Source organism: Meridianimaribacter flavus, assembly GCF_004366715.1.
GTDB lineage: Bacteria > Bacteroidota > Bacteroidia > Flavobacteriales > Flavobacteriaceae > Gaetbulibacter_B > Gaetbulibacter_B jejuensis.
The window spans coordinates 70,148-92,420 of record NZ_SOQZ01000001.1; the positions used below are offsets into that span (position 1 = coordinate 70,148).

The following is a 22,273-nucleotide window of genomic DNA, read 5'->3' on the forward strand; positions in this document are numbered from 1 at the left end:
ACGATATGTACGGAAAGATACAACAACACTTACAAAACGAAATAAAAGACATAAAAGAAGCTGGTCTTTACAAAGAAGAACGTATAATTACTTCGCCTCAAGGTGCCGAAATTACTTTAACTACAGGAGAAAATGTTTTAAATTTTTGCGCTAATAATTACTTAGGTTTATCCTCACATCCTGAAGTTGTACAAGCAGCTAAAGACGCAATGGATACACATGGATTTGGAATGTCTTCTGTTCGTTTTATTTGCGGAACACAAGATATTCATAAAGAACTTGAAGAAAAAATAGCTGAGTTTTATGGTACTGAAGACACTATACTCTATGCCGCAGCTTTTGATGCTAATGGTGGTGTTTTTGAACCATTATTAGGAAAAGAAGATGCTATTATCTCTGACTCGCTTAACCACGCCTCAATAATTGATGGTGTTCGTTTATGTAAAGCAGCAAGATACCGTTATGAAAATAACAACATGGAAGATCTTGAAAAGCAATTAATTGCAGCTAATGAAAATGGAGCGCGTTTTAAAATTATTGTCACAGATGGAGTATTTTCAATGGATGGTTTAGTTGCGCCTTTAGATGAAATTTGCGACTTGGCTGATAAGTATGATGCGTTGGTTATGATTGATGAATGTCATGCTGCTGGTTTTATTGGTGAAACAGGTAGAGGAACACTTGAAGACAAAGGCGTTTTAGGACGAATAGATATTATAACCGGAACATTAGGTAAAGCTCTTGGAGGAGCAATGGGAGGTTATACAACTGGTAAAAAAGAAATTATTGAAATACTGCGTCAACGCTCAAGACCATATCTGTTTTCAAACTCATTGGCACCTGCAATTGTAGGAGCTTCTATTAAGGTTTTTGATATGCTTGCCAAAGACACCTCATTAAGAGATACTTTAGAAAGCAATACTGCTTATTTTAAAAAAGGGTTAAAAGACGCTGGTTTTGACATCATTGACGGAGACTCAGCTATTGTTCCTGTGATGCTATATGATGCTAAATTGTCTCAAAAAATGGCAAAAATGCTCTTAAACGAAGGAATATACGTGATTGGATTCTTTTTCCCTGTAGTTCCTAAAGAAAAAGCAAGAATTAGAGTACAACTCTCGGCAGCACACACAAAAGAGCACTTAGATAAGGCTATTGCTGCTTTTATTAAGGTTGGAAAATCTTTAGAAATAATTTAAATTTGTTCCAAACACCTCTATTTTAGGGCAAATAATCAATATTTTTATATATTTGTCTTTGTTAATAAAATTTAACAACTTACTTTTGCTTACAATTAACACTTAAAATTAAAATTATTAGAATATGAAAAATCTTAGCAGATTATTTTTCGCTATGTTGCTTTTATTAAGCTTCAATGCTAATGCACAAGATGAAAACAATCCTTGGGCTGTTGGAATTGGTGTAAATGCAGTTGACTTTTATCCTACTGGAGAAGATGCTCCGTTAGGTGAATACTTTGACGAGTTTTTCAACCTTAGTGATCACTACAACTTTTTGCCATCATTATCTACAGTATCTGTTTCTAGATATTTAAGTGATGGGTTTACATTAACTGCTGCTGGTTCTATCAATGAAATTGATAGCTTTGGTGATTCTACAGTTGACGATTTATCTTACTACGCTTTAGATGGTACAGTAAAATATAGCTTTGCAAAATTAATCAACTCTAAATTAATTGACCCTTACTTAGGATTAGGTGGTGGTTACACTTGGATCAACGAAATCGGAGCTGGTACATTAAATGGTACTGCAGGTTTTAACCTTTGGTTTAGTGAAAACGTTGGTTTAACTGTACAAACATCTTACAAACATGCATTTGAAGATTATTTAGCTACTCACTTCCAACATTCAGTTGGTCTTGCTATCAAATTTGGTGGAAAAGATACTGATGGAGATGGTATATATGACAAAGATGATGCTTGTCCAGACGTTCCTGGTTTAGAAGCATTCAACGGTTGTCCAGATTCTGACAACGATGGTATTGAAGATTCTAAAGACGATTGTCCTAACGAAGCTGGTTTAGCTGAGTTTAACGGTTGCCCTGATACTGATGGTGACGGTGTTGCTGATAAAGATGATAACTGTCCTACAGTTGCTGGTTTAAAAGCTTTAGCTGGATGTCCAGATGCTGATGGTGACGGTGTTGCTGATAAAGATGACAAATGTCCTAACGAAGCTGGTCCTGCTGCTAACAACGGTTGCCCATGGCCAGATACTGATGGTGACGGTGTATTAGACAAAGACGATAAATGTCCTAACGAAGCTGGTACTGTTGCTAACAATGGTTGCCCAGAAGTTCTTCCTACTGCTGAAGTAATGGAAACTTTAAACAACTACGCTAGAACTATCTTATTTGATACTGGAAAATCTTCTTTCAAAAAAGAAACTGATCCTGTATTACAAGCTATGACTGCTATCTTTAAAGAATATCCACAAGCTAACTTCTCTATTGAAGGACACACTGATAGCGTTGGATCTAAATCATCTAACCAATTATTATCTGAAAGAAGAGCTAACGCTGTAAGAGATTACTTAATCGCTAACGGTATCAACGCTGACAGATTAACTGCTGCTGGTTTTGGTGAAGCTAACCCAATAGATTCTAACTCTACTGCTTCTGGAAGAAAAAACAACAGACGTGTAGAAGTAAAACTTAAAAAATAATTAAGTTTTAAAACACTATAAAATAAGTTTAAAAAACGCTCCGAAATTCGGAGCGTTTTTTATTTTTATGATATGACAAGTTTTATAGAAGAGGTTATTATTGACATACATGAAAAAAGCCTCAACGTTTCAGAATTAACCTTTGTACTTCCTAGTAAAAGAGCTGGTGTTTTCTTAAAACACGAATTATCTAAAGTATTTAAAAGCACTTTTTTTGCACCTGAAATTCTTTCTACTGAAACATTTGTAGAAACACTATCTAACTTACAATACATCAATAATACCGAGTTGATTTTTGAGTTTTATGATGTATATCTTAAGGTAACTCCAAAAGAAAATGTGGAGCCCTTTGACCAATTTTATAAATGGGCTCAAATACTGCTTCAGGATTTTAATGAAATAGACCGTTATCTTGTAGCGCCTCAAAATATTTTTGATTACTTAACTGCTATTAAAGAAATAGAGCATCATCATTGGTCAGTTGATGAAAATCAAACCGATTATATTAAAAACTATCTAGCCTTTTGGAAACGTTTAAAACAATATTATGAGTTATTAAACGACCAACTCATTTCAAAGCGAAAAGGATACCAAGGCTTGGTGTATAGAGAAGCAGTAAATAACCTTGAGCAGTTTACAGCTGCAAACCAAGAAAAGACATTTGTGTTTGTTGGTTTTAACGCACTTAACAAAGCCGAAGAAACCATAATACAAGAACTTTTACAACAAGATATAGCTATTATCTATTGGGATTTAGACCAACGATTTTTTAAAGATTCAATTCATGATGCTGGTATGTTTATAAGACAACATAAAGCGAATTGGCCTTATTTTAGAAAAAATCCTATCAATTGGTTATCGAACAATTATTCCAAACCAAAGACTATAGATATTATTGGTACTCCAAAAAATATTGGTCAAGTAAAATATATAGGTGAGTTGCTACAGCGTTTAAAACACAAGAAGAGCTCATTAAAAAACACAGCTGTTGTTTTAGGCAATGAAAGCCTATTAATGCCTTTATTAAATTCAATGCCTGAAGATATTGGTCCCATTAATATTACTATGGGTTTGCCTTTAAATGCAATTCCATTGGCGTCTTTGTTTGAAAAACTATTTGCAATTCAAAAATCAACTTCAAAAACTCTGTATTACAAAGATGTAATAACAATACTGTCCCATCAATTTATAAAACCGCTTCTTGTTTATAATGATATTGACCATGCAGATACAATAATTGACCATATTCAAAACAATAATATTGCTAATATTACTGCTGAAGGAATTACTGAATTAGCTCCATCTAAAACAGAGTTATTAGAACTCCTTTTCAATAATTGGAACAATAATCCAAGAAGTGGCTTATCAAATTGTAGCAAACTTATCATGTCTATTAAAGCGTTTTTAGACAAGGATAAATCAAAACAATTACTCTCATTAGAGTACTTATATAGGTTTAATGAAATATTCAATACATTAAGACTAATGTTGACAAAACATGAGCATATTGAATCTATAAATACTTTACATGGTTTATATAGAGAACTTATTAAAAACGAAACATTAGATTTTAAGGGAGAACCTCTGCAAGGTCTTCAAATTATGGGAATGCTAGAATCTCGAGTTCTCGATTTTGAGACAGTTATTATTGCTTCGATTAATGAAGGTGTGCTACCTGCTGGAAAAAGTAATAATTCTTTTATTCCTTTTGATGTTAAAATAGAAAACAACCTGCCAACCTATAAGGAAAAAGATGCAGTTTACACATATCATTTTTATAGGCTATTACAACGAGCTAACACTGTTTTTTTGGTTTACAATACCGAACCAGATGTGTTACAAGGCAATGAAAAAAGTAGATTTATCACTCAATTAGAAATTGATGACACACACAATATTAACCATTACATAGTGTCGCCTAAAGTACCTGCTATTCAACAAAGTCTCACTCAAATTAAAAAGACTGATGCAGTACTATCTCGCATAAAAGAAATTGCAGAAAAAGGGTTCTCGCCTTCTTCATTAACAAATTACATTAGAAACCCAATTGACTTTTATAAGCAAAAAATTCTCGGAATTAAAGAGTTTGATGATGTTGAAGAAACTGTTGCAGCTAATACGTTAGGAACTACAATCCACAACACTTTAGAGGACTTTTATACGCCTTACATTGGCAAAGAGCTTACTTCTAAAGACGTTGAAGCAATGAAGCCTAAAATACATGATACTGTTTTAAAGCACTTTAAAAATGAATATAAAAAAGGGGATACCACAAAAGGTAAAAACCTTATCATTTTTGAAATAGCAAAGCGGTATGTTTCTAATTTTTTAGATTTAGAAATAGATGCGCTTCAGCAAGGAAATACTATAAAAATTATTTCGGTTGAAGAAGATAATAAAGTGAAAATTGATATTCCTGAACTAGACTTTCCTGTTTATTTAACAGGAAAAGTGGACCGAATTGATGAGTTTAATGGTACTACTCGTATTATTGATTATAAATCTGGAAAAGTAGAGGCTTCTAAAGTTAAAATTTCTCAATGGGAAGATCTAACTACCGACTATGATAAATACAGTAAACCATTTCAAATACTGGCTTATGCTTATATGTTAAACTCTAAAAAGCCGTTTACAGCACCTGTTGAAGCAGGAATAATTTCGTTTAAAAACTTAGGCAGTGGGTTTTTAAAATTCACTGAAAACAAAAACACATTAATTTCTCAAGAAACCTTAGAGAACTATACGGTAGAGTTAAAAAATCTTATTTTAGAAATTTGTAATCCAAATATCGATTTTATAGAAAAAGAAGTTTAAAGCCCACTTATGCTATTTGTAGTTTAGGTTTACAGCAGTAATTTATTTTTTCCATTAATAAGTCTTTATTTACTGGTTTGGTCATATAGTCATTCATACCAATATCAAGCACTCGTTGTCTGGTTTCTTGCATTGCATCAGCAGTTACTGCTATAATAGGAATTTCGCCAATAACTTGTCCTAATGTTCCACTTCTAATGATTTTTGTAGCCTCATAACCATCCATTACTGGCATTTGTAAATCCATTAAAACAACATCGTAAACATCTTTTTTTAGAATTTCTAAAGCCTCCTGACCATTTTGCGCCACAGCAAAATTAATATGCTCTGAACTTCCTAAAAGCTTGCGCATAATCATTTGGTTCATCACATTGTCTTCAACCACCAAGACTTTTAAAGGGTCTTTTTGGTTAACATTTAAAAATGATTCTTCTTTAGGTTTACTAATAACTTCTAAAGGAAGCTCAACAAAAACCTTAGTCCCTTTTCCTTCACTACTTTCTATACTAATTGTACCGTTAAAAAGTTCAACTAAGTACTTTGCGATGGTCATTCCTAAGCCAATTCCTCCAAATTGCCTTTTGTTATCATGCTTCATTTGGTTAAAACTATCAAACATATTCTCTTTCATATCATCAGACATTCCAACACCTGTATCAGAAACCACAAAAGAAAAACGCGACAAATCATTTGGCTGTTGAGTACAGCTAAGTTTTAAATGAACGCCTCCTTTTATTGTAAATTTAATGGCGTTGTTAAGGATGTTGTTTATTATTTGAACAAAACGCTCTTTATCTCCTTTTACTCTCGTAGGAATGTTGTAATCCATTTCAAAAGCATAAGTCAACCCTTTCTTTTCGGCTTCTAACTTCCAATTTGAGCTTATCTGATTAAGTACTACAGAAGGGTTAAACTCTTCACTTCTTAACTTGAGTTCCTTCTTTTCAATCTTTTCAAAATCTAGAATATCATTTACGTTACTCAACAAACTAAGTGACGCATTTTTAATGATTTCAAAATTCTTTCTGCTTGTATTGCTTTTATTAGTTTCTAATTGATTCTCAGCAATACCCATAATAGCATTTATGGGTGTTCGTAATTCATGACTCATGTTAGACATAAAATACGTTTTTAGTTTACTAATCTCTTCCGATTTCTTTAAAGCTAAAACCTGAGATTTCTCCTTTTCCATACGTAACCTTTTGATGAGATTAGTCATGGAAAGCGATAAGAAAATCACCTCAAAACCTGAACCAAATTTGGCACTATTGAGTGTGTAAAAATTGTTTGGTAATAGGCTTAAATTATTCATTACAAAGCCTAACAAACCTATTACTAAAAAGAAAATTCCAATAGAAAAATAAGGATCTATTTTTATCTTTTTGTAACGTATTATAAATAATGTAGCAAGTATAAAAACTAAACTTATAAGCCCATTTAAGTTTGCTATTGGGTAGGTAAGTTCAAGTGTTTTTTCACTAAGGAACACCATAACAAATAGTGCAGCAATAAAAATATAAATGCCTTTAAAAACACTGTATATTTTTGGTGTTCGCTGTTTTACCTTTAAAAAGTACTCACAATATTTAAGTAAAAAGAAGTTTGATGCCAATGCAGCTATCATTACTGCTCTACTGTTTATAAAACCTCCTTTTGGAAATACGTATTGAAAAATTAAACCATCTAATGCACCTTGCATTAAAGCAATTGAAAACACATAAAGCCCATAATACAAAAATGTTTTTTCTTTTAAACTGGTGTAAAAGAAAAGATAAATTACGCCTGCAAGAAATAACAACCCATAAAACAACCCTAAAAATAATTGTTGTTTATAGTTCATTACCCAAAAATCAAACTCACTATAAATGTCTAATGGTATGTTTATGGTTTCGCCATCACTTGCTAAGTGCAAATAAAATTGCTGGGTTGTATTAGCTGGTAATGTTATTTTGAAAATGGTTTCTCTATGTTCAACCTGCCTTTCATTAAAAGGAATTTGGTCTCCACTACTAAACTTTTCAATGCCATTTTTTGATATTTGATATAAATCAGCAATATCAGTTATTGGTCTTGCTGTTTGCAGATAGTAAGTTTTTGATTCGCTATCTGGATTAAAAAGTTTAAATCTGGTCCAGAAACTCTGTGAAGTAAAACCAATACTATGATTGTCAGAAGTAAGTGGAGTAAATTCTAAATTGCTGTTTAAAACCTCTTCAATTAATAATTCAGGTTTGTCAGTTGCAGTAAACTCAGCAAAATTGTAAAGTTTGTTTGAAGACTCTTCTAAGTTATATGCATTTTCTTGCGCATACAATCCTATACTGAGCAGGCAGAATAGTAGTATAAATTTCATTTGGGGTGCTATTAATCAGTCGAAACTTACAAAAAAGCCTTATCGAGTATCAAAAAACTCGATTATAAGTCACAAAAGTACCATTAACAGTATAAAGTTGTCAATATCTTAGACAAACTGTGGCGTAAAAGTAATTGACCTTTTACTATCAATTCAAAATTCTAACAATAAGCTAATGCTAAAATTATTTTAATCCGCTAAGTACTAAAACAGGTAGCTTAGAGCTATGAAAATCTCTTTTAAGTATTGTGTTTTTCTCCCAAAGTTTAGTGAAGAACCCTCTTTTACGTCTTACCACACAAAGTAAGTCAGGGTCATTGTCTTTGTAATGCTCCAATACGCCTTGAAATGTAGTAGCATTTTCACTTTTTGTGGTGTTGGTTATTAATGTTGAAAGTTCTTCATCTACGTCAAAGTCACCTTCATTATAAAAAGGTGTTTTCACCAATAAAAGATTTACAATTGACTTGAAATGGTCTTTAATAGACTTTAGTGGTATTAGTGCATTATGATTTTTAATAACAGCAGATTTTAATGCCATTAATATATATATAATGGGTTTAAACTTATACCCTTCAGGTACTATTAATGCTGGTATATTGGTTTGTTTAATAATCTTTCCAGACGTTTTACCCAAATACACTTCTTCTTTAACCGAATTTGTTCTTGGTTCAATCATTATTAAATCAATATCTAATGATTTACAAACCAATTCAAGTGTATCAACAAGTTTTCCTTTAAAGGTTTTAATCACTACCTCAACACCCTTTTTATCTACTTTATCTACATGAGATTTTAAAAACTCCAAACTCTCACGCTCCAAAATATCATCTACTTTTATCATAGTTCCTGCCTTGGTATACACGTTATAAACTTGTACTACATACAACTTTGCACCAAACGCTTTAGCAAAATCAACTGCATACTGTAAATGACTTACTGCATTTTTTGACGAACCAACAGGAACTAAAATATTCTTCATATTCTATAAATTAAAAGTAAATTTACTCGCAAAAATAAACATTATTAATGATTCGCAAAGCTACGCTTAACGATATTGGTTCTATACTACAGCTCACTAACGCTTGTGCTAAACACATGATAGCTAACAACATTCATCAATGGAATGAACATTATCCAAGTGAAAATGCCTTTTTAAACGATGTAGCACAATCAGAACTTTATGTAATGGAAATTGGCAACACTATTATAGGATGTGTAGTAATTTCTACTTTAATGGATGAAGAATATATACCTATTGAATGGCTCACTAAAAATGAAAAAAACATTTACATTCATAGGTTAGCTGTTCACCCTAACCATCAAGGAAAAGGATACGCACAACAGTTTATGGACTTTGCTGAAACATTTGCAAAAACAAACGATTACGAATCAGTTAGACTTGATACATTTTCTCAAAATAAAAGAAATCAAAAATTTTACGAACAAAGAGGCTACAAACGTTTAGGTGACATTTATTTTCCTAAACAAAGTGAATATCCTTTTTACTGTTACGAATTGGTATTTTGAATATAGACATAAGCTCAAAACATATTAACCGATTAGCAATACCTGCTTTAATTTCTGGTATTTCAGAACCTATATTATCGCTTACTGATGCTGCAATTATTGGTAATATTCCAATAAATACAGCAGAGTCAATCGCTGCTGTTGGTATTGTTGGCACGTTTTTATCTATGCTTATCTGGATTTTTGGACAAACGCGAAGTGCTATTTCGTCAATTATTTCGCAATACCTTGGTGCAAATAAAATAAATGAAGTTAAAAATTTGCCTGCACAAGCTATTTTAATCATAACATCATTAAGCTTGTTGATTATCGTAGGCACTTATCCGTTTACAAATTCTATTTTCAAACTCTATAATGCCTCTGGTTTAATTCTAGAATACTGTAGTGAATATTACAAAATTAGAGTATTTGGGTTTCCGTTTACCTTATTTACCATTGCAGTTTTTGGAACATTTAGAGGTCTACAAAACACGTTTCATCCTATGATAATTGCTGTTGTTGGTGCTTTAACAAATATTGTTTTAGATATTGTTTTAGTGTATGGTGTTGAAGGGTTTATTGCGCCAATGCATATTAAAGGTGCTGCATATGCAAGTGTTGTTGCTCAATTGTTAATGGCTTTGCTTTCAGCTTACTTTATACTTAAAAAAACCGATGTTCCGCTTATGGTTAAGCTGCCTTTTAACAAAGAGATTAAAAACTTCTCTTTAATGGTGCTTAATTTATTTGTACGCACCTTAGCGCTAAACATCACATTATATTTTGCGACTAGGTTTGCTACAGCCTATGGCAAAAATTATATTGCTGCTTATACTATTGCCATTAACCTCTGGTTTTTTGGTGCATTTGTTATTGATGGTTATGCGAGTGCTGGTAACATTTTATCAGGAAAACTCTTTGGCGCAAAGCAGTATAGTGATTTAATTAAATTAAGCAATACCTTAATTAAATATGGAATTGGTTTAGGTATTGTTTTAGCGATTTTAGGAGGTATTCTTTATTATCCAATTGGACGATTATTCACTCAAGAAACTGCTGTTTTAGATGAATTTTACTCAGTATTTTGGATTGTATTAGCAATGCAACCTCTTTGTGCTTTAGCCTTTATTTTTGATGGTGTTTTTAAAGGCTTAGGAAAAATGAAAATATTGCGTAATTTACTTTTAGCTTCTACGTTTTTGGTATTTGTGCCAACGCTTTTTTTACTAGATAACTACAACCTTAAGTTACACGCTGTATTTATTGCGTTAACCATTTGGATTATAGCTAGAGGCATTCCTTTAATTATAAAATTTAGAAAACTATTTTTACCACTTACACAAAAGCAGTAACTTTAGGGTTTTAATAGTTCAAAAAAACAATTATGGGTAATAGACTGTTTCTTATACTGGCAATAGTATTAATAATTATTTATTTCTACAACCGAAGAAAAAGACGTTAGTTTTATCTGGTTTTTAACCATCCTGTAATACTCAACCTTTCCGTTTCTACAGGTTTTACTTCGTGTTCTATAATTTGACTTTCAAAAATGACTACACGTCCAGGAAAAGGATAAATACTTTTTGGGACTTCATTTCCGTTTTCATCAAGATACAATACAAGTTCACCTCCATTTTCAGGCTGCCAATCTTCGTCATTTAAGTAACAAACAAACGACAGTTTTCTTCTGTCATCATTTTGAAATGTATCTAAATGACGCTTATAAAACGTTCCTTTTGGATATAATGCATAATGAAACTCCTTGTGCAATATTCCTAAAAAACAGGTTTTATTTAAGTAGTTTACTAAGCTGTTTATTTTGTTGAAAAACAATTGCTCTGCTGCGTTAGCTTTGGTTTCATCTATCCATAAAATCACATCGCCACGAATGGACTTTACAATCACTTCATTAACGCGATTACCAATAGCTGCTTTTTTAAACCGATCTTCTTCATGTTTTTCTAACAACGATTGCCTTAAAGCATGCACTTCTTCTTTAGAAAAAAAGTCTTCAACAATACTGTATTGTTGTGAAATAATATCGTTGATAACCTTTTCGTACTGAGGGTTTTCAACAAAATCGATATTCTCAAAAATTTGAGATTCAACCAAAGTATCTTTCATAATTTTTAAACAAAAGCGCGCAAAAGTAATCTAAAAATCAATTGCTTTTACAAATTCAATATCTTTGTAATGAAAATATTTTTTGATGAGTAATATTAGAATTACAAAACAGTTTTCGTTTGAAACAGGACATGCACTTTACGGTTATGATGGAAAGTGCAAAAACGTACATGGACATAGCTATAAACTATCGGTTACAGTTATTGGTCAACCTATAGCAGACAACACCAATGTTAAATTTGGAATGGTTATAGACTTTAGCGATTTAAAAAAAATTGTAAAAGAAGAAATAGTTGATGTTTTTGATCATGCTACAGTGTTCAACAAAAACACGCCTCATGTGGAGTTAGCAAAAGAACTTGAAGATAGAGGGCATAATGTGTTATTGGTAAATTACCAACCAACCAGTGAGATGATGGTCATTGATTTTGCTAAAAAAATCAAAACCAGATTACCAAAAAACACAAAACTGCATTCCTTAAAGCTTCAGGAAACCGAAACCAGTTTTGCCGAATGGTATGCTAGCGACAATTAAATGAAACCGTTTTTTAAAAGTATATTTGATTATCATCACTACTTTAACCAAAAGTTGATAGAACTGTTTTTGGAACATTCTGCTTCAATATCAAAAAGAACAATTCCGTTGTTTTCGCATTGCTTAAACGCACATCAAATATGGAATGCACGTATATTGAAAACAGACTCGTTTGGAGTACACCAATTACTTGCACTTGAAAATTGTAAAGACATAGACAAAACCAACTATGTTGATACATTAAAAATTATTGATACTTTTGATTTTGAAGAAACAATAAAGTACTCGAATTCAAAAGGCGATAATTTTGAAAACACAGTACAAGATATTTTGTTTCATATTGCTAATCATTTTACGCACCATAAAGGACAACTTATTTCCGATTTAAGACAACAAGAAATTGAGCCACCAGTAACTGATTACATTTTTTATAAACGATGAACATCCCAAAAGGAAAAAAAATATACTTCGCTTCTGATAATCATTTAGGAGCACCAAATAAAAAGGCATCGCTCCCTCGTGAAAAAAAGTTTGTAGCTTGGTTAGACGAGATTAAAAAAGATGCTGCTGCAATTTTCTTAATGGGAGATTTATTCGATTTTTGGTTTGAATACAAAACAGTAGTGCCAAAAGGATTTACTCGTACACTTGGTAAATTGGCAGAAATCTCTGATTCTGGTATTCCTATTTACTATTTTGTTGGTAATCATGATTTATGGATGAATGGCTATTTCGAAGAAGAACTTAACATTCCTGTATACCATAAACCTAAAGAATTTACATTTAATGACACGAGCTTTTTCATTGGTCATGGTGACGGATTAGGTCCTGGAGATAAGGGTTATAAACGTATGAAAAAGGTGTTTACCAATCGCTTTTGTAAATGGTTATTTCGTTGGTTACATCCTGATTTAGGCGTGAAGTTAGCACAATACCTGTCGGTTGAAAACAAATTGATTTCAGGTGAAGAAGATGCTAAATTTTTAGGTGAAGATAATGAATGGTTAATACAATACTGTAAACGCAAACAGTCTGAAAAACATCGTGATTTTTATATTTTTGGTCACAGACATTTACCGCTTGAAATTGCGTTGGAAAACAATTCAAAATACATTAATCTTGGTGATTGGATCAACTACTATACCTATGGTGTTTTTGATGGCACAACAATGGAACTAAAAACGTATTCACATCAGTTTAAGTAATTTTCATAAAGAAAATTGTGTCGAAAACAAGTGAAATTTACAATCTAGTTTCTCGATACAGAATTCTTATCAGAATTCCACTCGAAAAGACACTAGTCTTCTTTTTCGTGTTCTTCTAAATCTTTTGTCAAGTCCAATTTTCTAAATGAAGGCGAAACCAATCCTGTTGTAATTACAGTAATTAATGTCATTGTTCCTCCAAAAACTACAGCAGTTACTGTCCCCATTAATTTTGCAGTCAAACCACTTTCAAAAGCACCCAATTCGTTTGAAGAACCAACAAACATTGAGTTTACCGAAGACACACGACCTCTCATATGGTCTGGTGTTTTAAGTTGCAAAATGGTTTGCCTAATTACCATAGAGACACCATCAAACACTCCACTAAAAAATAAAGCTGCTACTGAAAGCCAAAATACGGTTGACAAGCCAAAAGCAATAATACTCAATCCAAAACCAAACACAGCTACTAGCAGTTTAATACCAGCTTTCTTTACAATAGGAATATATGCAGTCACCAACATAGTTAAAAACGAACCAATGTTAGGTGCAGCTACCAAAATTCCAAAACCTTCAGGTCCTACTTTTAAAATATCAGTGGCGAAAACTGCTGCCAAGGCAATAGCACCACCAAACAATACCGAAATCATATCTAGGGTTAAGGCTCCCAAAATAGCTTTTGTTTTAAACACAAACGATACTCCTTCTTTAAGACTTTTAACTACTGGTTCTCCAATGTTTGGGTTAAGAATGGGTTTGCGTTTAATTTGATATAACATTATCAGTGAAAACATTACTAAACCAAACACAATACAAAGCGACCAATGCACACCCATTTGTTCATTCTCTCCAAGCCAACCAATTGAAAATCCTGCGAAAGTGACACCTAAAACTCTTGCCATTTGCCATGTAGAACTGTTCCAAGTAGCTGCATTAGGATATATTTTTTTAGGAACAATTAAAGCCACTAACGAAAAAATAGTTGGGCCAAAAAACGAACGTAGTAGTCCTCCAAAAAATACTAAAGCATAAATACAATAGAGTATTTGTTTTGTGGACCATGTTTCAAAAACACTTGGAGACGTAATCCAGAATAATCCAAAACTAATAATTGAAAACAGAGCAATACAAAGTGCCAAAAGATTCCGCTTTTCTTTTTGATCTACAATATGTCCTGCAAAAAGTGCCATTCCTAGTGCAGGAATAATCTCCATAAGTCCAATTAAACCAATATATAATGGGTCTTTGGTGAGTGCATAGACTTGCCATTCAATAATTATAAATTGCATTGACCATGCAAAAACCAAAGCAAAACGAACTAGTATAAATAAATTGAACTCTTTATATCGAAGTGCTGCGTAAGGGTCTTTTTTTGCCATATTCATTTCCTATGGAAACAGGAATTTAAAGAGATTTTTCAAGATGATAACCTCTCAAAAACTGTTGGTTTAGATTTTGACACAAAAGTAAAACATCCAAGTTTCTTATTTTAATTTTTGCAAAGCGTCTCTAAATAATACTCTAAATCTAACTGAAATAATGTGCCTTTTATTAAATCTTCAACTTGAGATAATTCCTTTTCATTAACCGCAATATCTATTTTATTACTTGGTGTTTTAAGCAGAATGTTTCTACTATCAATGTTTGATTGACAACAACTACAAGGTTGCGTGTTTTTTGCGGCACAAACACAATTATAAAACTGTTTTATCTCGCTATGTGTAAGATAAAAGCCCATATCTCTAAATATAAGTTGCACTTTACCTTTTACCTTTTCGGTTTGAGGGTTAATCCATTTAAAAGAAATTCCGAAATTATTATGGTATATTTTGTAGATATCTTGTTCCATGAGAAGTGGTTTTATACTACAAAGATATAATTATTTAGAATAAATCTAAATAAAGAATTTATTTTTTGATAAGTTTAAACTCTACTCGTCGGTTTATTGCTCTATTTGCTTCAGTATCATTACTTACTTTTGGTTTAGAGCTTCCAAACCCAAACCATTTTACTTTATGGCTTTCTAGCCCTTTTTCTACTAAAAAATTGGAAACAGCTTCTGCTCGTAGCTTTGATAATTCATCGTTTCTAGTTTCTGTACCAACAGCATCTGTATGTCCATAAACTTCTATATGGAGATCAGGATGTTCTTTTAAATAGTCATACAAAGCATTAAGTTCAGCTTTAGAAGTTTCTAAAAGAGTGGCTTTATCAAAATCAAATAACACATTTTTAAAGACATAGGTTGTATTACTTTTAAATGGCTCTTTAGTAGTGTTGTTAGTGTGTGAAGTCATTTTTTCTTCAGTTGATTTCTCAGTTGCTTCAACTGAAACCTCATCAATATAGTAGTAAGAAAACTTATTGTCTTTTCGGCTAACCGTTAATATTTCCTTTAGTTCTGTTTTACCATCCTTATTAAAATTTCCTATGGATAAAAAGTTTTCAAATCCTGAGGCAACAAATTCAAAAGACAGTTCTTCCCATGTACTTCTTTCTTCTAAAAAACCTTCATTTTTCAAAGTGTGTAACATAAACCTTTGGGTGGTTGCTCTTTTAGGAACTATTACTTTTTCACAACTGTTTTTATCAAAACAGCTTTTTATTTTTTCTTCTGTAAATAACACTTGAAGTTCTTTAATGGCATGCGTAGCCATATCAGCAAGACTTACATAAAATTTTACTTTGTACGTTTTTCCTGCAATTAAAGGCTCTTTTAATTCTCCTTGAATATACTCTCTGTAATTACTATAAGGTGAAAATGTATAAATGCCACAATATGTATTTCCTTCTTTAGGACTTTGCTGACCGTTGTAGTTTTTCGTTCCCAAGTTAGAACTACAAGTAAGAAAAGAATCTGTACTTCCATTGTTGGGCTTCGACCAATTTAAAGTTTGACTATCAAAGTCACCCAAAAACACAAAGCACTTGTCTCTCTTTCTAAGTTCAAAACTTGGGTTTTTAACCAGGTTTTGTGAACAAAGAATTGTTTGAAACAAAAGGGAAAAAGTGAGTAGTTTATACTTCATTTTAGAAAAACGGAAACTGAAAGAAATTATTTTAATTTAACCTTGTCTTCCCATACTACGACACGAAATTCATTGTATAGATTCTGAATCAAGTTGAGAATGACAAAGCTTTATTTTATGTCTCTCAACTTTAACTGTAAACTCACATGTCCTTGCCAATGGTTTTCGTCTATGGAATACACTGCTTTAAACCGTTTTTTATTCGTGATTAAATCGTATTTGTCTCCTAAGCCAAAACCTATACCTACAAGTTTTTCTTGTCCTGTTTGAGTTGCTGTAATACGTAAGTGTTTATCATCTTCACCCACACATTTTCCATAGCCAGTATCTTTAAGGTTCTCACTCATAAAAATAGGTGTCATATTACTAGGTCCAAAAGGTGCAAACTGACGAATGATACGCCACAATTTATCATTAACCTGAGGTAAGCTAATTTGCATATCTACTTTTATTTCAGGAACCAACAAGGTTTTATCTATTGTCTTAGAAACTTCGTCTTCAAAGGCTTGTTTAAAGGCTTCATAGTTTTCTTCTTTTAAGGTAAGTCCTGCTGCATATTTATGACCTCCAAACTGCTCGATATGTGCGCTACAAGCCTCTAGTGCATTATACACATCAAATCCAGAAACCGAACGTGCTGAAGCTGCAAGCTTATCACCACTTTTAGTAAACACTAGTGTTGGTCTGTAATAGGTTTCGGTTAAACGAGACGCAACAATACCTATTACACCTTTGTGCCACTCTTTATGATATACAACTGTTGTGAAACGCTCCTCTTCATTATGCGCTTTTATTTGTTGAAGTGCTTCTTCTGTTATTTGTTGGTCTGCTTCTCTCCTATCAGTATTAAACGCTTCAATTTCTTCAGCGTATTGTTTGGCTTGGTTAAAATTGGTTTCTGTTAAAAGCGCTACAGCATAATCACCATGTTGCATTCGTCCTGCAGCATTAATACGAGGTGCCACAATAAATACAACATCAGTAATAGTAAGTTCTTCTTTTTTTACTTGATCAATAATAGCTTGTATTCCTGGTCTAGGATTTTTATTAATCACTTGCAGCCCATAATACGCCAAAGTCCTATTTTCTCCTGTAATAGGAACAATGTCCGCGCCAATTGCTGTTGCGACCAAGTCGAGATATTCAGTTAAATCCTCTGCAGATTTTCCTTCTTTTGAAGCCAATGCTTGTATGAGTTTAAAGCCTACACCACAACCACAAAGCTCCTTGTAAGGATACTCACAGTCATCTCGTTTTGGGTCTAAAACAGCAATAGCATTTGGTAACTCATCTCCTGGCCTGTGATGGTCGCAGATAATAAAATCAATGCCTTTTTCTTTAGCGTAAGCTACTTTATCAATAGCTTTTACACCACAATCTAAAGCGATAATAAGTGAAAACTCATTGTCATACGCAAAATCGATACCTTTAATAGACACTCCATAACCTTCGTCGTAACGGTCTGGGATGTATGTAGCCACCTGATTGGTTTTTGTTTTAAGATAAGAACTCATTAAAGCCACCGAAGACGTTCCATCTACATCATAATCGCCATACACCAAAATGTTTTCGCTGTTAGCCAACGCTTGCTCAATACGATTAACCGCTTTATCCATATCTTTCATTAAAAATGGATTGTGCAAATCTTTTAAGCTTGGGCGAAAAAAGGTTTTAGCTGCTTCATAAGTCTCAATGCCTCGTTGCAATAATAGTGTAGCAACAATCTCATCAACCTGAAGTGCTTCTTGTAGTTGTTTTAATTTTTCAGTATTCGGTTTTGGCTTTAAAGTCCAGCGCATACTTATGAATTGTGATAATGAATTGAGGTTTTTACATTAGCAAATTTGCGAAACATTTCCATCACACCACAGTATTTTTCAACCGACAGGTCTACCGCTTTCTTTATTTTGTCTTCGTTTAAATCATCACCATAAAAATGATATTCAACTGAAACAGTATGGTAATATTTTGGGTGTTCTTCGGTCAATTCTCCATAAGTGTCAATTCTGAAATCAGAAATTTTCACTTTCATTTTATCTAAAATAGATACCACGTCTAAACCTGAACATCCTGCTAGTGACGATAACATCATTGCCTTTGGTCGCAATCCTGAATTATGTCCTCCATGTTCTTCCGAAGTGTCCATAAATAGGGTTTTTCCGCTTGGGTTATCAGATTCAAACTGCGAATTTCCTTTCCAATGTGTAGAGACTTTATTTGTCATGTTTGAAGATTTTTTTGTTTATTGTAATGAATAAATTTTTAATTACTTAAGACGTAAAAGACCTCTTAAAATTTCATTAAATTACAAAAAAGAGGTGTCTTATTACTTCAAAAATACCACTAAAAAATAGATTATGCCATTAGTCATTCCGTTATCTCCAGACCACGATGCTGAAACTCAAAAACTAGCCGATTTTTACAACGAAACCTTAGGGTTTTGCCCTAATTCGGTATTAACTATGCAACGTCGTCCTGACATTTCAAAAGCATTTATCAACCTCAACAAAGCAGTTATGGCTAATGAAGGTAGAGTTACTTCGGCCTTAAAACGTATGATTGCTTGGGTGAGTAGTAACGCTACAGGTTGTCGTTATTGTCAAGCGCATGCTATAAGAGCAGCGGAACGCTATGGAGCAGAACAGGAACAACTAGATAATATTTGGGAGTACAGAACGCATCCTGCGTTTTCTGAAGCTGAACGTGCAGCTCTCGATTTTAGTTTGGCTGCTAGTCAAGTACCAAATGCTGTTGACGACTCCATAAAAACACGATTGTATGAGCATTGGAACGAAGGTGAAATTGTGGAGATGTTAGGTGTCATTTCGTTGTTTGGTTACCTAAACCGTTGGAATGATAGCATGGGAACAAGTATTGAAAATGGAGCTGTTGAAAGTGGAGAACAGTATTTAGGAAAACACGGTTGGAATAAAGGAAAACATATATAAAAATTGACAATGACAGATTTAAACTGCCCAAACTGCAAAGAGACTGTTTCACAAATAGAATTTGAGTGCTCTAACTGTGGATATCCTTTATCAGGAACTGAAAAAGAAAAAGCCATCTTCATTGGAAAACAAATCACCAATAAAACGAAAATTGGAGACGCTAAAGATTCTCAAAACAGAGTCCAAAAAATACTATACATTATTGCTGCATTCCAATTTTTAAATGCGTTTTTAGTTTATAGAAAACTTTACAGTATTGAAGATGTTATTTTCTATTGTGTTTTAGGTATTATTTTGATAATCTTTGGCTATTTATGCCCTAAAAAACCCATACTGTTTATTTCACTGTCTCTTGCATTGATCTTAGGTTATTATCTCTTATTGTATCTAAACGACCCAATGTATTTGTATAGCGGAATTCTTTGGAAAATAGTCATTGTTGCCTCATTATTATATGGTTTAGCACTCTCATTTGATGAGCAAAAGCTGAAGAAAAAGTATAATTATCTAAAAGATAAATAAGCCTCACAAAAATGAAAAAAACACTATGCCTTCTTCTTTTATCATTAATCTTTATTGCTTGTAAAAACCAAACTGAAAAAACTGATAAGTCTTTTACTTTTATAGAGCAAGGACAGTATGTGGTTGATTCTTATAATGGTCATTCTATTTACAGAGATAAAAAGAATAAAAAAATAATGGATGGTTACTATGTTGTGGGTAATGAACTAACCAAATGGGAAGAGTTTAGTGTAAAAGAAGGCTTGCTAGATGGTGATTATTTACTTTTTCATAATAATGGTGAAATCTTCTCTCATGCCATTTATTCTAAAGGTAAAAAGCATGGAGCTGAAAAAACGTATTACCCTTCTGGGACGTTAAAAAAAACCGTTATGTATGCCAATGATGTGATAACCGGAACTGTTGAAACGTATTTTGAAAGCGGTCAAGTTGCCACTAAAGCAACTTATAAAGATGGAAAATCTGTAGAGTCTTCAGCTTATGATATTTTAGGAAATATTGTATCGCAAACCTTTATAAAAGACGGTAGAACTATTACCCAAACCATACGAGGTGGTAAAGTATATAGTGAGCAGATTAACTCCAATTACGACAGCTTTGAAGCCACCAAATTTTATAATGAAGACGGAAGTCTTGCTAAATTTTTACGATTTTTTGAAGATGGTGATACAGCTTACCTTATTGAACTTGATGAAAATGGCAACGAGATAAAACGTTTAAACGCAAAAGAAAATCCACAAGAACTATTAGAATACCAAAAGTATTTTATTGGGTTATAAAACAACTATATCTTCTCTTAATTTCTTTTTAAAATCAAATACAACTTTGTTTGCCATTTTATTGATTCTTCACATTTACATTTAACCCTAAGTTAAATTAAAAGAAGAGGATTTTTGCTGTCCTTTTTTAATATTCATACTTGATGTAGTTTTACTTTAAACAAAAGCTAACATTTAAGTTTTTGCTCATAACTATTAAATAAATTGATTTACTTAGTATTGATGAAAGCAATTAATATTAACATATTATCAAAATTCAAAGGAAAATACATTTATAAATGCCTCAAGTTGATTGTGTTTTGGGTAGTCCTCCCTATCATCATATCCTTGATAATTGCGTTTATATTTTTCCATGGTAAGTTAATTTCAACCCTTGAGTTGTTATAAATACTTGAATTTTTTTGTGGCTCAGGTGGTTTTCTATCTAAGCAATTACATCAACCCTTTCACTTTTCTCCTTAATTCAGGCAACACCTCAACTTCAAACCAAGGGTTTTTGCTTAGCCAAAATCGGTTTCTTGGACTTGGATGAGGTAACGGAAAATAGTATGGCAAATACGTTTTAAAGTCTTTTACTGTTTTGGTAAGTGTTTGCTTCGCCTTCTCTTTTAAATAATACTTCTGCGCATACATACCTATTAAAATCACAAGTTCTACTTTGGGCATTTGCTGTAACAACAACTCATGCCATTGTGGAGCACATTCTTGTCGAGGTGGTAAATCACCACTCTTCCCTTTTCCTGGATAACAAAAACCCATAGGTATAATGGCAAAATGTTCAGGGTTGTAAAACTCTTGGTCAGTAACATTAAGCCATGTTCTAAGTTGCCTTCCACTAGCATCATCCCAAGGAATTCCAGACGCATGTACTTTGGTTCCTGGTGCTTGACCAATAATTACAATTTTAGAGTTTTTATGTGCTGAAACAACTGGGTTTGGACCAAGTGGCAAATGGTCTTTACAGATAGTACATTGCTTTATGTTGTTTAGTAGTTCTTGCATTGAACTGTTTTTAATTCTGAATCCAATTTCAGAATTTCAAATTACTTCTTCCCAGCAACCACAATTACAATTTCGCCTTTTGGTGGCTTGTTTGTGTAGTATTCTAAAACCTCTTTTGCAGTACCTCTAACCGTTTCTTCATAGAGTTTTGTTAACTCTCTAGAAACAGATACTTGGCGATCTTCACCAAAGTACTCACAAAAATTAGTAAGCGTTTTTATAAGTTTATGAGGGCTTTCATAAAAAATCATGGTTCTGGTTTCTTCTGCTAAAAAAGTCAATCGTGTTTGTCTCCCTTTTTTTACAGGCAAAAAGCCTTCAAACACAAATTTATCGTTAGGCAAACCACTATTTACTAAAGCAGGTACAAAAGCAGTTGCTCCTGGTAAACACTCTACTTCAATAGCGTTTTCAACACAAGCTCTCGTTAATAAAAATCCAGGATCTGAAATTGCTGGTGTTCCTGCATCGCTTATAAGCGCTATTGTTGTTCCGCTTTTTAGTTTATTTACTAAACTTTCAACCATTTTATGCTCATTATGCATGTGGTGCGATTGCATAGGAGTAGTGATTTCAAAATGCTTTAGTAATTTCCCTGAAGTACGTGTGTCTTCAGCTAAAATCAAATCGGCTTGTTCTAATACTTCAACAGCCCTAAAAGTCATGTCTTTTAGGTTTCCTATTGGTGTGGGTACAATATAAAGTTTGCTCATAAATGCTAAGTAACAGTCAAATTTACAATCTTTTAAACTATCTTCACACAACCAT

At 32.9% G+C, this 22,273-nt stretch carries 21 protein-coding genes; 11 read left to right on the forward strand and 10 right to left on the reverse strand.

The features are described from left to right. The first annotated feature begins 5 nt into the window (after window positions 1-5). The 3 genes from kbl to A8975_RS00345 all read left to right on the forward strand — a co-directional run bounded on the left by kbl (window position 6) and on the right by A8975_RS00345 (window position 5,499). Window positions 6-1,199 carry a glycine C-acetyltransferase gene (gene kbl, locus A8975_RS00335; protein ID WP_131506456.1) on the forward strand — a complete coding sequence of 398 codons (1,194 nt, stop codon included), beginning with the start codon at window positions 6-8 and terminating at the stop codon, window positions 1,197-1,199. A 124-nt stretch (window positions 1,200-1,323) separates the two neighbouring features. Then, the gene (locus tag A8975_RS00340; protein ID WP_134198278.1) at window positions 1,324-2,685 is read left to right on the forward strand and encodes an OmpA family protein; all 1,362 of its coding nucleotides are present in this window, start codon (window positions 1,324-1,326) and stop codon (window positions 2,683-2,685) included. A 72-nt stretch (window positions 2,686-2,757) separates the two neighbouring features. After that, window positions 2,758-5,499, forward strand: coding sequence for a PD-(D/E)XK nuclease family protein (locus tag A8975_RS00345; protein WP_134198279.1), 2,742 nt, complete (start codon window positions 2,758-2,760; stop codon window positions 5,497-5,499). Window positions 5,500-5,506: 7 nt separating this feature from the next. Here A8975_RS00345 and A8975_RS00350 read toward each other — a convergent pair whose 3' ends face one another. Together A8975_RS00350 and A8975_RS00355 are read right to left on the reverse strand one after the other, a co-directional pair. Continuing rightward, complete coding sequence (locus A8975_RS00350) at window positions 5,507-7,852, reverse strand: hybrid sensor histidine kinase/response regulator (RefSeq protein ID WP_134198280.1); 2,346 nt, start codon at window positions 7,850-7,852, stop codon at window positions 5,507-5,509. 184 nt (window positions 7,853-8,036) lie between these two features. After that, a complete protein-coding gene (locus A8975_RS00355) occupies window positions 8,037-8,834 on the reverse strand; it encodes a universal stress protein (RefSeq protein WP_134198281.1) in 798 nt (265 codons plus the stop codon). A 47-nt stretch (window positions 8,835-8,881) separates the two neighbouring features. Here A8975_RS00355 and A8975_RS00360 point away from each other — a divergent pair, with 47 nt between their 5' ends. Together A8975_RS00360 and A8975_RS00365 are read left to right on the forward strand one after the other, a co-directional pair. Beyond that, entirely contained in the window at window positions 8,882-9,382 is a 501-nt protein-coding gene (locus A8975_RS00360) for a GNAT family N-acetyltransferase (RefSeq protein ID WP_134198282.1), read from the forward strand. Continuing rightward, window positions 9,379-10,713, forward strand: coding sequence for an MATE family efflux transporter (locus A8975_RS00365; RefSeq protein WP_134198283.1), 1,335 nt, complete (start codon window positions 9,379-9,381; stop codon window positions 10,711-10,713). Before A8975_RS00360 ends, A8975_RS00365 begins: the two co-directional genes overlap by 4 nt. A gap of 112 nt (window positions 10,714-10,825) precedes the next feature. Here A8975_RS00365 and A8975_RS00370 read toward each other — a convergent pair whose 3' ends face one another. After that, complete coding sequence (locus tag A8975_RS00370) at window positions 10,826-11,485, reverse strand: 2OG-Fe(II) oxygenase (protein WP_134198284.1); 660 nt, start codon at window positions 11,483-11,485, stop codon at window positions 10,826-10,828. A gap of 85 nt (window positions 11,486-11,570) precedes the next feature. On the opposite strand from A8975_RS00370, the gene A8975_RS00375 reads away from it, so the two are divergent. The 3 genes from A8975_RS00375 to A8975_RS00385 are packed head-to-tail and all read left to right on the forward strand — an operon-like array spanning window position 11,571 to window position 13,225. Continuing rightward, complete coding sequence (locus tag A8975_RS00375; protein WP_134198285.1) at window positions 11,571-12,020, forward strand: 6-pyruvoyl trahydropterin synthase family protein; 450 nt, start codon at window positions 11,571-11,573, stop codon at window positions 12,018-12,020. After that, entirely contained in the window at window positions 12,021-12,461 is a 441-nt protein-coding gene (locus tag A8975_RS00380) for a DinB family protein (protein WP_134198286.1), read from the forward strand. It abuts the gene before it with no gap. Beyond that, window positions 12,458-13,225 carry a UDP-2,3-diacylglucosamine diphosphatase gene (locus tag A8975_RS00385; RefSeq protein ID WP_129759862.1) on the forward strand — a complete coding sequence of 256 codons (768 nt, stop codon included), beginning with the start codon at window positions 12,458-12,460 and terminating at the stop codon, window positions 13,223-13,225. Before A8975_RS00380 ends, A8975_RS00385 begins: the two co-directional genes overlap by 4 nt. Window positions 13,226-13,317: 92 nt before the next feature. Here A8975_RS00385 and A8975_RS00390 read toward each other — a convergent pair whose 3' ends face one another. The 5 genes from A8975_RS00390 to A8975_RS00410 all read right to left on the reverse strand — a co-directional run bounded on the left by A8975_RS00390 (window position 13,318) and on the right by A8975_RS00410 (window position 18,478). Then, a complete protein-coding gene (locus A8975_RS00390) occupies window positions 13,318-14,604 on the reverse strand; it encodes an MFS transporter (protein ID WP_134198287.1) in 1,287 nt (428 codons plus the stop codon). Between the two features lie 110 nt (window positions 14,605-14,714). Further along, on the reverse strand, window positions 14,715-15,074 hold the full coding sequence (locus A8975_RS00395) for a hypothetical protein (protein ID WP_134198288.1): 360 nt from the start codon (window positions 15,072-15,074) through the stop codon (window positions 14,715-14,717). Between the two features lie 58 nt (window positions 15,075-15,132). Continuing rightward, window positions 15,133-16,254, reverse strand: coding sequence for an OmpA family protein (locus tag A8975_RS00400; protein WP_134198289.1), 1,122 nt, complete (start codon window positions 16,252-16,254; stop codon window positions 15,133-15,135). A gap of 110 nt (window positions 16,255-16,364) precedes the next feature. Continuing rightward, window positions 16,365-18,053, reverse strand: coding sequence for a single-stranded-DNA-specific exonuclease RecJ (recJ, locus tag A8975_RS00405; protein WP_134198290.1), 1,689 nt, complete (start codon window positions 18,051-18,053; stop codon window positions 16,365-16,367). 2 nt (window positions 18,054-18,055) lie between these two features. After that, the gene (locus A8975_RS00410; protein WP_129759857.1) at window positions 18,056-18,478 is read right to left on the reverse strand and encodes an OsmC family protein; all 423 of its coding nucleotides are present in this window, start codon (window positions 18,476-18,478) and stop codon (window positions 18,056-18,058) included. A gap of 133 nt (window positions 18,479-18,611) precedes the next feature. Here A8975_RS00410 and A8975_RS00415 point away from each other — a divergent pair, with 133 nt between their 5' ends. Genes A8975_RS00415 through A8975_RS00425 form a run of 3 tightly spaced genes read left to right on the forward strand, consistent with a single transcriptional unit; the run spans window position 18,612 to window position 20,503 of the window. Further along, a complete protein-coding gene (locus A8975_RS00415) occupies window positions 18,612-19,202 on the forward strand; it encodes a carboxymuconolactone decarboxylase family protein (protein ID WP_134198291.1) in 591 nt (196 codons plus the stop codon). 9 nt (window positions 19,203-19,211) lie between these two features. Then, on the forward strand, window positions 19,212-19,724 hold the full coding sequence (locus A8975_RS00420) for a hypothetical protein (protein ID WP_134198292.1): 513 nt from the start codon (window positions 19,212-19,214) through the stop codon (window positions 19,722-19,724). A gap of 11 nt (window positions 19,725-19,735) precedes the next feature. Then, window positions 19,736-20,503, forward strand: a complete 768-nt coding sequence (locus A8975_RS00425) for a toxin-antitoxin system YwqK family antitoxin (RefSeq protein WP_134198293.1) — start codon at window positions 19,736-19,738, stop codon at window positions 20,501-20,503. Between the two features lie 432 nt (window positions 20,504-20,935). Here A8975_RS00425 and A8975_RS00430 read toward each other — a convergent pair whose 3' ends face one another. Both A8975_RS00430 and rsmI read right to left on the reverse strand, forming a co-directional pair. Beyond that, on the reverse strand, window positions 20,936-21,505 hold the full coding sequence (locus tag A8975_RS00430) for a uracil-DNA glycosylase family protein (RefSeq protein ID WP_134198294.1): 570 nt from the start codon (window positions 21,503-21,505) through the stop codon (window positions 20,936-20,938). A 41-nt stretch (window positions 21,506-21,546) separates the two neighbouring features. After that, a complete protein-coding gene (gene rsmI / locus A8975_RS00435; RefSeq protein ID WP_134198295.1) occupies window positions 21,547-22,218 on the reverse strand; it encodes a 16S rRNA (cytidine(1402)-2'-O)-methyltransferase in 672 nt (223 codons plus the stop codon). Window positions 22,219-22,273 lie beyond the last annotated feature (55 nt).

Bases quoted from the DNA above. Each gene is read 5' to 3' on its own strand.
- kbl (WP_131506456.1), top strand. From the start codon at position 6: ATGTACGGAAAGATACAACAACACTTACAAAACGAAATAAAAGACATA.
- A8975_RS00340 (WP_134198278.1), top strand. From the start codon at position 1,324: ATGAAAAATCTTAGCAGATTATTTTTCGCTATGTTGCTTTTATTAAGC.
- A8975_RS00345 (WP_134198279.1), top strand. From the start codon at position 2,758: ATGACAAGTTTTATAGAAGAGGTTATTATTGACATACATGAAAAAAGC.
- A8975_RS00350 (WP_134198280.1), bottom strand. From the start codon at position 7,852: ATGAAATTTATACTACTATTCTGCCTGCTCAGTATAGGATTGTATGCG.
- A8975_RS00355 (WP_134198281.1), bottom strand. From the start codon at position 8,834: ATGAAGAATATTTTAGTTCCTGTTGGTTCGTCAAAAAATGCAGTAAGT.
- A8975_RS00360 (WP_134198282.1), top strand. From the start codon at position 8,882: ATGATTCGCAAAGCTACGCTTAACGATATTGGTTCTATACTACAGCTC.
- A8975_RS00370 (WP_134198284.1), bottom strand. From the start codon at position 11,485: ATGAAAGATACTTTGGTTGAATCTCAAATTTTTGAGAATATCGATTTT.
- A8975_RS00375 (WP_134198285.1), top strand. From the start codon at position 11,571: ATGAGTAATATTAGAATTACAAAACAGTTTTCGTTTGAAACAGGACAT.
- A8975_RS00380 (WP_134198286.1), top strand. From the start codon at position 12,021: ATGAAACCGTTTTTTAAAAGTATATTTGATTATCATCACTACTTTAAC.
- A8975_RS00385 (WP_129759862.1), top strand. From the start codon at position 12,458: ATGAACATCCCAAAAGGAAAAAAAATATACTTCGCTTCTGATAATCAT.
- A8975_RS00390 (WP_134198287.1), bottom strand. From the start codon at position 14,604: ATGGCAAAAAAAGACCCTTACGCAGCACTTCGATATAAAGAGTTCAAT.
- A8975_RS00395 (WP_134198288.1), bottom strand. From the start codon at position 15,074: ATGGAACAAGATATCTACAAAATATACCATAATAATTTCGGAATTTCT.
- A8975_RS00400 (WP_134198289.1), bottom strand. From the start codon at position 16,254: ATGAAGTATAAACTACTCACTTTTTCCCTTTTGTTTCAAACAATTCTT.
- recJ (WP_134198290.1), bottom strand. From the start codon at position 18,053: ATGCGCTGGACTTTAAAGCCAAAACCGAATACTGAAAAATTAAAACAA.
- A8975_RS00410 (WP_129759857.1), bottom strand. From the start codon at position 18,478: ATGACAAATAAAGTCTCTACACATTGGAAAGGAAATTCGCAGTTTGAA.
- A8975_RS00415 (WP_134198291.1), top strand. From the start codon at position 18,612: ATGCCATTAGTCATTCCGTTATCTCCAGACCACGATGCTGAAACTCAA.
- A8975_RS00420 (WP_134198292.1), top strand. From the start codon at position 19,212: ATGACAGATTTAAACTGCCCAAACTGCAAAGAGACTGTTTCACAAATA.
- A8975_RS00425 (WP_134198293.1), top strand. From the start codon at position 19,736: ATGAAAAAAACACTATGCCTTCTTCTTTTATCATTAATCTTTATTGCT.
- A8975_RS00430 (WP_134198294.1), bottom strand. From the start codon at position 21,505: ATGCAAGAACTACTAAACAACATAAAGCAATGTACTATCTGTAAAGAC.
- rsmI (WP_134198295.1), bottom strand. From the start codon at position 22,218: ATGAGCAAACTTTATATTGTACCCACACCAATAGGAAACCTAAAAGAC.